We start from the raw sequence: 13155 nt of genomic DNA on the forward strand, positions 1-13155 counted from the left end.
CTTTGCTGATTTGTAATACTTGCTCCTGTGTGAATTTCAATGAGGAGTGCCCCTTTCCCGCCTAGACTTGGCTACTTCCTTATTAACCAAGTTTCCAGAATTTGAAAAGGGGTACCTAAGTAGTAACTCAAAGGAACGCTATTTGCTCGGCGGAACCGATTTCCGCACGCCCGCCGCTTCCGCACCGGCTCGCTATAGCTCGCAACTTGCCCCCCGCATCGGCATATGCCTGCCCGCGGCCGCCGCCAGGCTCCCGGCTCGCTTCGAGCGCCGGCCCGTTAAACCTGCAGCAAATCGCGGCGAATCGTCCCGGCGAGCCGTTCCAGATGCTCGACTTCGATCCGATGATTCTCCTTCAGCCCCGCGTCGTCCTTCGTCCGGCAGCGGGTCGAAATCGGCAGGCCGAGCCGCTGCAAATGGTATTTGGCGTTGACCGGATAATTCTGCAGCTCGATCAGCGAGGCGACGGTCAAAAACGATTGCAGCCGTTCCGCCTCCGGGTCCTTCCGCCAACGCTCGGTCAAACGCACGTACAGCTCGGGATGGAAATTCGCCATCACGCCGCTGAATCCGGCCGCCCCCATCCGCAGCGAATCGAGCAGCGTCGTCGAATTGGCGTTGAACAGCTTCAGCTCGGTGCCGGCGACCGCTTCGAGCTTCGCCTCGATTTGCCGCAGATCGCAGCACGTATCTTTCAAAAAGCGGAATCGTCCCGTGCCGGCGCACCAGCCGAGCAGCTCGGGGGACAACAGCCGCTTGTAAGGGTACGGGCATTCGTAAATGCCGAACGCCGTATCCGGCAATGCTTCCAACAAACGCACGGCGTTGCTGCGCCATACGTCCTCCCCTTCGTCCTCGCGGGCGAGCCGGTTGCAGACGAGTACGACGGCATCGACGCCGGTCGCCGCGATCGCCTTCAGCTCCTCGATCTGTTGCTCCGGCGAATCGGAAATATGGCCGGAGGCGATCACTTGAACGCGCCCCGCCGCCTTCTCCTTGACGAAACGGGCGATGCCGACCCGTTCCTCGAGCGAAAGCTTGAACATTTCGCTGGATTGGCAAACGGCGAACAACCCGTGCACCCCGCGTTCGATATACCAGTCCACCAGCAGCCCCAAAGTCGCATAATCGATGTCGCCGCCGGACGTATACGGAGTGATCATCGTCGGCCAAACGCCATCGGCAATCGATTGATTCATGCTTCGTTCCTCTCTCCCCATCGATGTTTGTTCTATAATTTAGAACGACGTTCTTCCAATTGACCAAAAAAAGAAGGAATCATTCGTTCTCCATTCAAGAACAACGTTCCGACTCATTCCATTCCATCATAGTATATCGTCCGGACGATTACAACCCTTTTTTTGCCCGGCCCGAGCTTGTCCCGACCTATACTTTCTCTTCGATCGAACGGACGATTTCCCGCAGCTTCGCCGCATATTCGCCGATTTTATCCTCGCCGAACCGGAGCGACGGACCGGATACGCTGATGCCGGCGACGACCTGCTTTTTCTTGTTCAGGATCGGCATGCCGACGCATTTGATGCCGTATTCGTGCTCCATGTTGTCGATCGAATAGCCGCGCTGCCGGATCGCCTCCAGCTCCGCGGCCAGCGCGTTTTTGTCCGTAATCGTTTGGTCGGTATATTTTTTGAGCCCTTTGGCGCACACCGCCTTCGTCGTCTCGGCCGGCAAAAAAGCTAGCATCGCCTTGCCGATGCCGGTGCAGTAAAGCGGCGCTTTGACGCCGAGCATCGATCTCGTCGACAGCTGATTTTTGGGCGAGGCGGAGTCGAGGTAAATGACCTCGGTGTCGCTCGGCATGCCCAAATAAACGGTTTCGTTCGCGAAATCGGACAGCTCCTGCATATAAGGCAGCGTCAGTCTGCGTATGTTCATATTGCTCGAAATGACGTTGCCGAGCTCCAGCAGCTTGAAGCCGAGCCGGTATTTCTCGTTGTCCGGATTTTGCTCCAAATAGCCGGCTTTGACGAACGTATCGACGATGTTGTGCACATTGCTTTTGTACAATCCCAGCTGTTCGCTTATTTCGGTAATGCCGAGCTCCGGACTGTCGACCGTAAAACAGTCCAAAATGCGCAGCGCTTTATACAACGATTTCACTTTGACTTCTTCCGCCATCTGATCCGCCTCATCTTCTTGGGACGCCGGCGCAGGACGTGCTTGCTCGGCGACCGTTATCCCTTTCATCTTAAAATAAGTGCGCCCTCAAGGCAACCTTTTCGAACTTCGCGAAAAAAAGGTTGATAACAGCGCTTCCATCCGTTATGCTATCGGTAGAAATATTGAACATCGTTCACCATTATAGAACGCATAGACGAAGGGAGATCGTTCGCATGACACAAGCCGTGCAAACGAAATGGAACGTCAAAGACCCGCGGCAGCTGTACAAAGCCGCGACCGGATCCGAAGCCCCCTACGGTCCGCTGCACATGATGCGCCTCGCTCCGGGCGACGGCACGCTTACGTTGGACTGGACCGATTTCGAAGCCGAAAGCGGCGGCCCGTGGCAGTATGCGCTCGAATACCGGCCGCGCGGCGGTGCCGAATCCGTACGCCTCCCGCTATCGGGCTCGGCCGGGACGGCAACCGTAGACGGACTCGACAACGGGGCGGATTACGAAGTATGGATCGAGCGCGTACATCCGGCCGCGGGAGCCGACACGGTCATTAGTCCGGTTCGCCTGTTTCGACCGGGCGTCGTCCCCGGCACCGTCGTCAACTACATTCATCCCGACGACTACGTGTACGGCTTCTCGGGCCGATCTCCGGCGAGCCCGTCGATCGTCCGTTTGCCGGACGGCTCGATGCTGGCCTCGCACGACGTATTTTGGGGCAACGAGGGGCAAAATACGTCGCTTCTGTTTCGTTCCGTCGACGACGGGGCGACATGGCGGTTCGTCAATTTTTTGTACCCCTGTTTTTGGGGGAAGCTGTTTGTGCATCGCGGCCGGCTGTTTATGCTGGCGACGAGCACCGAGTACGGGGCGCTGCTGATCGGCGCTTCGGACGACGGGGGCGAAACGTGGAGCCCGCCTTCCGAGCTGATCGCGGCGGGAAGCCGGGAAACCGGCGGACCGCATAAAGCGCCGATGCCGGTCATCGAGCATAAAGGCAGGCTGTGGACCGGCATCGACTACGGCTCGTGGACGACCGGCTCGCATCGTTCGGGACTCGTGTCGGTGCCGGCGGACGCCGATTTGCTCGACGCGTCCCGTTGGACGATCATGCCGTTTCTTCCGTACGATCCCGATTGGCCGGGCACGGTCGTCGGCGGCTCGCGCGCCGGCCTGCTCGAGGGCAACGCGGTCGTAACGCCGGACGGCAAGCTCGTCAACCTGCTCCGCTATCAGACGAACGGCGGCACGCCGAGCCACGGGCGGGCGATCATGCTCGAAGCGGATGCCGACCGGCCCGAGCAGCCGCTCCGCTTCTACAAGGTCGTACCGTTTTACGGAAATTTGTCCAAATTCACCGTCCACTTCGACGACGTCTCCCGCAAATACTGGTCATTGGTCAGCCGGGTGACGAGCCCGAACATCTCCCAGCGAAACGTGCTGACGCTTGTCTGCTCGGACGACCTGGAACAGTGGACGATCGTCCGCGATATTTTGGATTACGAGCATAACGGCTGGCCGGAAGACAGCAAAAAGGTCGGCTTCCAATATATCGATTGGATGTTCCACGGGGACGACATCCGTTTCGCCTCGAGAACGGCGATCAACGGCGCGTATAATTTTCATAACGCCAATTACTTGACGTATCACGTCATCGAACGTTTCCGGTCGCTCTTATAAAATGGCGATACATGCTCCGTTCCCTTGTCCTTGGGAGCGGAGCTTTTTTTTTGAAGCCGGCCGGAGCCGGCGCTTTTCGCTCGACTCGGGTACGATGCGCCTCACGGCGGCTCGCTTTCCCTGCATTCGGGAGGCGACCGCGCCGTTCGACACGGCGATCCGTTGCGGACGCCCCTCCCCTTTTTGCCGCCCTCCGAAAATCGACACCTTTTTTACGATTCGCAGCCATTCTTGCACGGGAACGAGCTTGACGGCGAACCGGACAGGTTGAAGGCTTTACGGCGCGCATACGATCGCACGGCGGTTGTTGACTCCAAACTTTGCCATGCGCTACCATGAATTCGATCGGGATATGGTTCTTTATAACTAAAGCCTTTTTGCCTATTCGGCTTGCGCATTCGCACCGATCGATCGTCCGATCGTACGATTCATCCCCGTCCGGAAGGACCGGACCGTAAGGAGCACTTCTTACTATGAACGATGCATGGATCAAAGAAGCCAAATTTCTCATCGTAGACGACCAGGAATACAACATCGGGTTGCTGGAGCGCATTTTGCACCGCGCCGGCTTCTCCCGCTGCCGCTCCACGACCGACCCGCTCTCGCTCGAAGCGCTGTTCGACGAATTCGAGCCCGATATCGTGCTGCTCGATCTGCATATGCCGGTGATGGACGGCTTTACCGCATTGAAGCTGCTGCGCGGGAAAATTACGGAGCAGCACTATTTGCCCATACTCGTCTTAACCGCCGACGTATCGAACGAAGCGAAGCAAAAGGCGCTTCTCGACGGCGCCAACGATTTTTTGACGAAGCCGTTCGACCGAACGGAAGTCGTTTTGCGCATTACGAACTTGTTAAAAACGCGTCACCTCCATCTCCAGCTGCAGCAGTCGAACGAACGTCTCGAGCAGCGCGTCAAGCAGCGGACGATGGAGCTGGAAAACGCTCAGCTGGAAATATTGGAGCTGCTCGGCCGCAGCTCGGAATACCGCGACGACGTGACGGGACACCATACGCGGCGCGTAGGCGCGCTATCCGGCCGGCTTGCCCGCGAGCTCGGCATGCCGGAAAGCGACGCCGAGCTGATCGAGAGGGCCGCCCCGCTGCACGACATCGGCAAAATCGGGATTCCCGACCATATTTTGCTGAAGCCGGGCCGGTTCACCGAAGACGAGTTCGAGCATATGAAATCGCATACCGACATCGGCGCCCGCATTCTCGAAGGCAGCCTGTTCCCGGTGCTTCAGGTGGCGAGAGTGATCGCCCTTACCCACCACGAGCGTTGGGACGGCGCCGGCTATCCGAGCGGCCTGCGCGGTGAACAGATCCCGATCGCCGGACGAATCGTAGCGATCGCCGATTTTTACGACGCGCTGACGCATGCCCGCCCCTACAAAGAAGCATGGTCGAAAGAAGCGGCCGTCGCGGAAATTCGCAGCCGAAGCGCGACCCATTTCGATCCCCGCGTGGTGGACGCGTTTTTAAATTTGCTGGAGGAAGTTTACGTATGAGGGGCATCGCGGTTGTAAACGATAACGAATGACGAGGGATCGCCGATGACGAAAATATTGCTCGTGGAAGACAACGAAATGAACCGGGATATGCTGAGCCGGCGCTTGATCCGCAAAGGCTACGAAGTGCTGGAGGCGATCGACGGCCGCCAGGGGATCGAGATGGCGGAGCGCGAGCAGCCCGATCTCATATTGATGGATTTGAGCTTGCCGGAAATCGACGGCTGGGAAGCGACGAGGCGCATCAAGCAAAGCGACGCGACGCGGCGCATTCCCGTCATCGCGCTGACCGCGCACGCGATGTCCGGCGACAAGGAACGCGCGCTGCAGGCGGGCTGCGACGATTTCGACACGAAGCCGGTCGACTGGAACCGGCTGCTCTCGAAGATGCAGGAGCTGCTCGGCGGAAACAGCAGCTGACCGGCCGATCCGGTTTGTGGTTTTCGCCGCCGCAACCTATGCGCATCACGTAAACGGCAGCGGACCCCGAGCTTGGGGTCCGCTGCGCGTTTGATTCTCACCGTTCGACTACGATCATCGCATAGCCGCATACGTCCGGCAGCCGGATGCGCGTATATCCGTCCGCGACGTCGAACGGCAGCGGCGTCCGGTCCGGCGCCGTATAGACGCGCTTCGCCCCCGTTCCCCGCAAGCTGACGACGCCTCCGGTCACGACGTTATGCTCCTCGATGACGTTGTACTTGCCGCGCAGCTCCGGGTACGTCGTCTTGACGTGAACGAGGTCGAACCCGTCTTTGCGGGTGACGCCGACGCGCGCCGTGGACGGAATTCGTTCGCAGCGGACGAGCGGCTCGGGCAGCAGCTGGCGGATGCAATGATCCAGCAAATATTTGTCTTCGGGATAGGCGTGCTGCTCGTAGCTTAGGAACAGCCGGTGCGCGATCTGGATAACCGGTCCCGAGCGCAGGGCGGCCGCCCGGCCGGAACGACGCGCGGGAGGCGTGTAAAAGTAGCCGTGGAAGCCGTCCCAATGCTTGTCGGAGTATGCGTCCCAATCGGAGGCGATTTCGGTCGCATCCGCCCTTCCCTTCATCCATATCCCCTGCTTGTAAGCCGCGTATCGGAAATCGGGGTCGAACCGCTCCGACCGCTCCAGCATCGTGTAGTACGAAACGTTGCGCGGATCGGGACCCAAATAGTCCATCCGCCAGCGGTCGATCGAAAAGCCGGTCCGCTCCGGATCCAAGCCGGAGAAGCCGGTGCTGACGATGCCTCCGCCCGCCGCCAGATGGCGCTCCAGCTTATCCTTCAACGTGTCGGTGACGGCGATCTCGTCGGGAAGCACGATCAGCCGGTATGCCGAAAAATCGCCCCGCTCTTCGACGATATCGAACGTATACTTCAACTCGCCGAGCATGCGCGCCGCCGCGTACAGCACCCGATGCCCGATCGGAAACCGCGGATTGTTCGCGCCGAGGTCGCTTCCTTCCGGCAGGACGACGGCGATGTCGGCAACGGCGGCCGCTCCGTCGGTCCACGGCTCCAGCTTTTCCACGTCCGCGTACACGTCTCCGATAAGCCGGTACACCGCCGGATCGAGACCGTCGCGCGGATGCATATGATCGCCGACCGACGTCCCGATGCCGTTCATCAGCGCGTCCCAGCAATCGTATTCGAGCGACGCCTTCCGTTTCAGCCCGCCGAAATCGCCCCAGTTGGCGTGAAACCGCCCGGTCATGTAAAGCACCTGCTTGCCGAGCGTACGGGCGTAAGCCGCCTGGGCCGCGAAATAGTCGTAGCCCCACGCCCCGGGCAAGCATTCGATTTCGATATGGGTGCCGATCCCTTCGCTATGAACGTGCCCGAGGCCGTTCGGCAGCAGCAGCCGATCGTTACCGACGATCGTCTTGACGTCCCGGCAAAAGTCGATGACCGTCTGCCGCGTGAACGATTCGACCTCCCGATGATCGAGCGGGTCGCGGCCGCTCGCCTGCAGCAGCTCCTGGCATTCGTTGCCGTAGCACGGATTGAAGACGAGGCAATCGAGGAAGACGCCGTCGACCGGATACCGCTCCGCGACTTCCCGGATCATGCCGAGCGCGTAGTCCCGGTAACCCGAGTTAAGGCACATGAGCCGAAAAAAGTTGCCCGTCCGGTCTCCCCAGATCACTTGACCTTCCTTGTTCACGACCGACCAGTCCCGATGCTTCCGGGCCATCTCGTGATCGAGGCCGATGTTGAAATACGCGGCTACGCCGATTCCTTCCTTCCGGCATTCCGCCACCGTCTCGCCGAGCATGTCGCCCTCCATGTACGGGTACGGAACGCCGATTTCGGTCGGGTAGTAGGCGAAGCCGAGGTTGCATTTCGCGAACACGTTGATGAAGTCGACTTTCGCATCTTTCAGCGTGCGGGCGAACGTACGGGCGTCGAAGCCCGCGGCGAAATCGGCGACATTGGGCATCGTGTGGAAGTCGAGATGAACGGCTCTCTTCAACTTGCGCATAGGATGACCTCGCTTTGCGATGGATTAAAAATACATTATATATACTATATAAAATATATTTTAATCCGCGACGTTTGTCTATCGTTTTCTCGCGGGTTTGTCCCCGAACAGCGGCAGCAACAAGACGAATCCGGCGGCAAAGCACGATCCGGCCAGCGCGTACGTCCCGACAAGCGTAAGCGATTCCTTTAAAACGCCGGACACGCTCATCATGACGACCATCGCTCCCGTCATAAGCGGCGTGCGAATGCCGGTAACCCGTCCGACGTACGCTTCGTCCGCGTGCTTCATGACGAGGGCGTTGTTGCCGACGAATATCGCCGGTTGGAACAGCGCGAGCGCGAATTGCGCCGCCATCGTGAGCCAGAGCGTTCCGGACAAGCCGGACACGGCGATTCCGGCGGCGTTGGCGAGCAGCCCGGCCGCCAGCATCGTCAGAGGCGACACTTTGGCGGCCAAAGCGAACGTCGCGGCGCCGCCGATCAATTCGCCGAGCCCGTACGGAATCGTCGTCCACGGCAAAGCTTCCGGCGGCAGGCCGAGCCGTTCCGTCACGACGAAAACGCCGAGCGGCGCAATCAATCCGACGCCGAGCCCGACCGTCGCGAAGCAGAGACTGAGCGGCAGCAGCTTGCGATGACGGGCGACGTAGCGAATGCCGTCCCGCATGTCCTGCAGCAGCGAACGACCCTGCGCTTCCGGATCGACGTCCGCTGCCCGGTCCGGAGGTATCGCCGTCATCGCGGCGGCCGACAGTACGAACAGCAGACCGGTCAACGCGATCGCGACGTCGATGCCCCACTGCCGGTAAACGAATGTGCCGGCAACCGGTCCGAGCACGGTAAAGACGGCGACCGTCGTCTGCAGGATCGACATCGCCGATTGCGCCTCGTCGTCCGCAACATGCATTTTGAACAGCTTCATGCCGGCCGGCTGCGCGAATTGGGACGCAACGGCCGAGCATAGCGTAGCCGCGAACGCCGCCTCCCACGCCCCGCTTTTCAACGCGACGAGGACGACCGCCACCGACAACGCGCTGAGCAGATCGCAGGCGACGACCGTCCGTTTCGGCCGCCACCGGTCCGCGAATACGCCGCCGATAAACGAAAACAAAAAGATCGGCGCATATTCCGCGACCGAAATCATCGAAACGGCGAACGCGTCTCCCCCGGTTTTCTCCATAATGAACAGGAGAACGGCGAAGTTGCGCACCCATATGGCGATTTGCGAAAATAGCTGGGAGACGAGCGCGCTGCGAATAAATCGATTGCGAAGCGACTGTAAAGGCGAATGCATCCGTGAAGCTCCTTTCCGGTTAGCAATGAACGTTCCGACAACGATCGTAAGCCCTCCTCCGGCGGGAGAGTCAACCGGAGCCGCATAAACCGAAAAAAGCTTGACTTTGACCTAACGGGAGGTTGTACCGTTAGGAGCGAGAAAGGAGCGGGTATGACAATGTATACGGTGAAAGAAATGTCGGAGCTGTCGAACGTTACGATCAAGACGCTGCACCATTATCATAAAATCGGTCTGCTGCCGCCGGCGCAAGTCAGCGATGCCGGTTACCGGCTTTACGGGATGAAGGAGCTGGAGCGGCTGCAGCAAATTTTATTTTACAGGGAGCTCGATTTCCCGCTGGAGCGGATCAAACGGCTGCTGGATGCGGAGCCGGACCGGCTGGCGATTTTATCCGAGCAAAGGAGCTTGCTGCTGGAGCGAAAACGGAGGCTGGAGCGGCTGACCGAAACGATCGAGGCGTCGATCGCTGCGGCCGCCGCGGGCGAACCGATGGAGCGAGGCGACATGTTCCGGGGCTTTTCCGAAGACGAATGGAACGAAGCGCTGGCCGGACAGCGGCAGTACGTCAAGGATGCGTACGGCTACGATATGACGGAAGAAGCACCCGTCGATGCGGAATCGCTCAATGGGCAGGCGCGGGAAGCGATCCGCTTTATGGACGGGATGGCGGCGTCTTTGCGGGACGGACTGAAGCATGACGACGAGAGGGTCCGTCGTCTGGTGAAGGCGCATATCGCAGCGCTGAACGAAAACGGGCATCCGACGACCGCCGAATCGTTCGCGGCGCAGGCGCGATTTTTCGTAAGCGACGATTTTCACCGTTCGATATTCGAAGACCGGCAAACCGGCTTGGCGTACTATATCGCGTTCGCCGCGGAATCGTTCGCGGGGAGCCCGGCCGGGGGCAATTAGGGCGGCGTTGGGATGAAAAACGAAAAAGCGGCCGAACCGGGCACTCTCCGGTCCGACCGCTTTCTTGATTACGGTCAAGCTTGCTTCTTTCGCCCGACGAGCAATAACGCGCCCGCCAGCAGGACCGCCACGGCGACGATCGGTTGGCCCGACAAGTGGCCGAGCATCGATCCTGCGGAAAAGATGATGAAAAACAAAATCGACAGCACGGTCAAAATGTTGATCGGTATGAGCAGCCATTTGTTCCGGCTGCCGAGCCAATAAAATTCGAACAGCCCGACGGCGACCGCGAAAATGAATCCGGGCCACATATAGCCCCAGCCGCCCGTCAGCATCGCGATCTGGCACACCATGCCGGCCGTCAGCAATATGCCTCCGGGTATGAGCAGCCCGATCCCTTTGCGGCCGACCATCCCGAAATACAGCCAATGGAAAAACAGCCCGAGCGGAATCACGAACAGGCTCGGCCAGAAGTAAGCGAATATTTCGCCCGGTCCGAACGTCCCGCCGCGGTTCAAAAACATGTACGCGCCCAGAAGCATGAGAACCGCTCCCAAAATCGCCCTGATTTTCATCGAACAAGCTCCTTTGTCGTTTTCGTTGCTTCCATCTTACCATATTTGCGCAAGGGCGATCCTCGTTCTGCGGTTTATTTTTGCACTGGACCAAAGTCCAGTAACGTAAGGCGGCGTACTCGTTTCGTCTTGACTCGGCGCACCCCGGGCCTCTTCGTTTAAGCGTGCAAAGCGGCCTGACGCTTATAATGGTCTTCGAGCACAAGGCAAGCCATCGCTTCGACGACCGGGACGATGCGCGGACAGATGCACGGATCGTGCCGGCCCCGCGTCTCGATCGTCTGCTCTTCGCCGCTCTCGCGGACCGTGCGCTGCGGCACGGAAATCGACGACGTCGGCTTCACCGCCAGCCGGAACACGATATCCTGCCCCGTGCTGATCCCGCCGATAATGCCGCCGGCATTGTTGCTGACGAAGCCGGACGCGTCCATCGGATCGTTATGCTCGCTGCCGAGCATGTCCGCCGCGGCGAATCCGGCGCCGAACTCGATCCCCTTGACCGCCCCGATCGACAGCATCGCTTTCGCCAGTTCGGCGTCGAGCTTGTCGAACACCGGCTCGCCGATTCCCGGCGCGACTCCGCGAACGACGCATTCCACGACGCCGCCGCAGCTGTCCCCGATTTCCGCCAATCGCTCGATTTTCTCGATCATCGCGCGGGCGGCCACCGGATCGCAAGCTCTGACCGCGTTGCGCTCGATTTCGTCTTCCGCGAACGTGCGGCATTCGATTCCGCCGACCGCCTTCGTATAGGCGACGACGGTAACGCCTCTGTGCGCCAGCAGCTTTCGGGCAACCGCTCCCGCCGCCACCCGCCCGGCCGTTTCCCTGCCCGACGCCCGGCCGCTTCCCCGGTAATCGCGGATGCCGTATTTGCGAAGATACGTAAAGTCGGCGTGCCCCGGACGAAACGAATGCTTGATGTCGTCGTAGGCGGCCGGCCGCATATCGTGATTGTGCAAAATGACCGCGACCGGCGTTCCGGTCGTTTTGCCTTCGAACACGCCCGAGACGATATGAACCTTGTCGGACTCTTTGCGCGGCGTCGTGACGGACGACTGTCCGGGCTTTCTGCGGTCCATCTGCGCCTGAATGTCGGCTTCGCACAGCTCGACGCCCGGAGTCACGCCGTCGATGACGACGCCGACGGACTCGCCGTGCGATTCTCCGAACGTCGTGACGCGAAACCGTTCCCCGAACGAACTTCCGGCCATCTGGAAAACCTCCCGCCAGTAACAAGTTGATGACCCGATTATATCGCCGTTTCCTGCAATAAAGAAAATCGGAATTTCCAGCAACACCTATAGAATGATTTTATATCAGGCGGGAAATTCGCTTCGCCGAAGCGGAGGCACCGAAGCGACGTAACCCCCCTTTGAAACGAAAAAAAGCCGACTCGGGCGATCGAATCGCTAGAGACGGCTCTTTCACGCGAACCGTTCATGCCTCGTCCGCAATCGGGATGACGATGTTCCACGTATGGTCGGCGTCGGAAAATCCGGTCTTCCCGTCCGACACGGCCGCGAACAAATGCGTCGGCCTGCCGTCCTGGAACAGCAAAAACGGCCGCTCCATGTTGCCGAGCGTCTGAACGGTGCCGTCGTCCCAGCGGATCGTTCGCGAATAGGCGCGCGGTTCGGGACACAGCCGCCAATCCCGGCCGTCCGGGGAGCAGGCGTGAATGCCTCCGTATTTTTCGCCGCACAGGTTGCCGTCCATATCTTTGGCGATCAGCTCGTAGCCATTTTCCGTTTTCCAGACGAACGGGTCCTCCAAATGAAACCGCTCCGGCGGAAAAATCGGTCCTTCGCTCACGACCCGGTAAGGTCCTTCGTAATGATCCGCGGCCGCCGCCCCGATCGTCATGCCGCCGAGCGTATTGCCCTCGTAGCGGCGCGCCTTGTATATAAGCAGAACGGAACCGTCGTCGTGGACGCAGGGAGCCGGGTTGGACGTAAGGAAGCTGTCGAATTTGCCGGGGCGCGTGTTCAGAATCGGCGCATCCAGCCGCTTCCAAGGGCCGAACACGCTGGACGAGACGGCCAATCCGATCCGCTTGTTGGCCCGCGCGACGATGCATCTCGGGTCGGACAGCCCGTAGCCGTCGCCCGGAACCGGATCGGGAAGCGGATGGGTCGAGCCCATATAATAGAGCAAATAGCGGTCGCCGAATTTGACGATATGCGGATTGTGCGTGCTGCGCCCGTCCCAATATTCCGCTCTCCTCGCGGGCAGCACGACCTCCTGGAACTCGTACGGGCCTTCCGGCCGGTCGGAGACGGCGCGCACGATTTCCGACCGGACGAGCCAGCCGGGGTGCATCGGCAGCGTTTTCGGCCAGCGCGAGGCGAACAGGTGGAAGCGGCCGTCCTCGCCCTTCACGGCCGAGCCGCACCATACCCAATAGCCGTCCATCCGAAACCCGCCGTTTTTCGGAGCCGGCATCAATCGATTATACATACGGATCAGTTCCCCCTAGATCGTACTTGCGGAAGGCATTCGGCCCACTCCGTTCCATCGTACCGAATCGGCCGTCGAAACGGGATGGACAATCCGAACTTGTTGCGCGTCGGATT

Annotated in this window: 11 protein-coding genes; 4 read left to right on the plus strand and 7 right to left on the minus strand. The window is 59.9% G+C overall.

Annotated elements, in window-relative coordinates:
* Nucleotides 1–278: 278 nt before the first annotated feature.
* Both PV407_RS07565 and PV407_RS07570 read right to left on the minus strand, forming a co-directional pair.
* Nucleotides 279–1199, minus strand: a complete 921-nt coding sequence (locus tag PV407_RS07565) for a dihydrodipicolinate synthase family protein (RefSeq protein ID WP_332089298.1) — start codon at nt 1197–1199, stop codon at nt 279–281.
* Nucleotides 1200–1386: 187 nt separating this feature from the next.
* On the minus strand, nt 1387–2139 hold the full coding sequence (locus tag PV407_RS07570) for an IclR family transcriptional regulator (RefSeq protein ID WP_332089299.1): 753 nt from the start codon (nt 2137–2139) through the stop codon (nt 1387–1389).
* A 215-nt stretch (nt 2140–2354) separates the two neighbouring features.
* Here PV407_RS07570 and PV407_RS07575 point away from each other — a divergent pair, with 215 nt between their 5' ends.
* The 3 genes from PV407_RS07575 (at nt 2355) to PV407_RS07585 (ending at nt 5746) form a co-directional block, all read left to right on the plus strand.
* Complete coding sequence (locus PV407_RS07575; protein ID WP_332089301.1) at nt 2355–3815, plus strand: fibronectin type III domain-containing protein; 1461 nt, start codon at nt 2355–2357, stop codon at nt 3813–3815.
* A gap of 473 nt (nt 3816–4288) precedes the next feature.
* A complete protein-coding gene (locus tag PV407_RS07580) occupies nt 4289–5326 on the plus strand; it encodes an HD domain-containing phosphohydrolase (RefSeq protein WP_332089302.1) in 1038 nt (345 codons plus the stop codon).
* A gap of 45 nt (nt 5327–5371) precedes the next feature.
* Complete coding sequence (locus tag PV407_RS07585) at nt 5372–5746, plus strand: response regulator (protein ID WP_332089303.1); 375 nt, start codon at nt 5372–5374, stop codon at nt 5744–5746.
* 97 nt (nt 5747–5843) lie between these two features.
* Here the strand turns inward: PV407_RS07585 and PV407_RS07590 are convergent, their stop codons facing one another.
* Together PV407_RS07590 and PV407_RS07595 are read right to left on the minus strand one after the other, a co-directional pair.
* Nucleotides 5844–7793, minus strand: coding sequence for an alpha-amylase family protein (locus PV407_RS07590; protein WP_332089304.1), 1950 nt, complete (start codon nt 7791–7793; stop codon nt 5844–5846).
* 78 nt (nt 7794–7871) lie between these two features.
* A complete protein-coding gene (locus PV407_RS07595; RefSeq protein WP_332089305.1) occupies nt 7872–9089 on the minus strand; it encodes an MFS transporter in 1218 nt (405 codons plus the stop codon).
* 153 nt (nt 9090–9242) lie between these two features.
* On the opposite strand from PV407_RS07595, the gene PV407_RS07600 reads away from it, so the two are divergent.
* Nucleotides 9243–10004, plus strand: a complete 762-nt coding sequence (locus PV407_RS07600; protein ID WP_332089306.1) for a MerR family transcriptional regulator — start codon at nt 9243–9245, stop codon at nt 10002–10004.
* 74 nt (nt 10005–10078) lie between these two features.
* On the opposite strand, the gene PV407_RS07605 is transcribed toward PV407_RS07600, so the two are convergent.
* The 3 genes from PV407_RS07605 to PV407_RS07615 all read right to left on the minus strand — a co-directional run bounded on the left by PV407_RS07605 (nt 10079) and on the right by PV407_RS07615 (nt 13039).
* Entirely contained in the window at nt 10079–10579 is a 501-nt protein-coding gene (locus tag PV407_RS07605) for a hypothetical protein (RefSeq protein ID WP_332089307.1), read from the minus strand.
* A 158-nt stretch (nt 10580–10737) separates the two neighbouring features.
* A complete protein-coding gene (gene aroC, locus PV407_RS07610; RefSeq protein ID WP_332089308.1) occupies nt 10738–11793 on the minus strand; it encodes a chorismate synthase in 1056 nt (351 codons plus the stop codon).
* A 226-nt stretch (nt 11794–12019) separates the two neighbouring features.
* Nucleotides 12020–13039, minus strand: coding sequence for a glycoside hydrolase family protein (locus tag PV407_RS07615; RefSeq protein ID WP_332089309.1), 1020 nt, complete (start codon nt 13037–13039; stop codon nt 12020–12022).
* Between the last annotated feature and the right edge of the window lie 116 nt (nt 13040–13155).

It is taken from the genome of Paenibacillus sp. GYB003, assembly GCF_036577625.1.
GTDB lineage: Bacteria > Bacillota > Bacilli > Paenibacillales > NBRC-103111 > Paenibacillus_AB.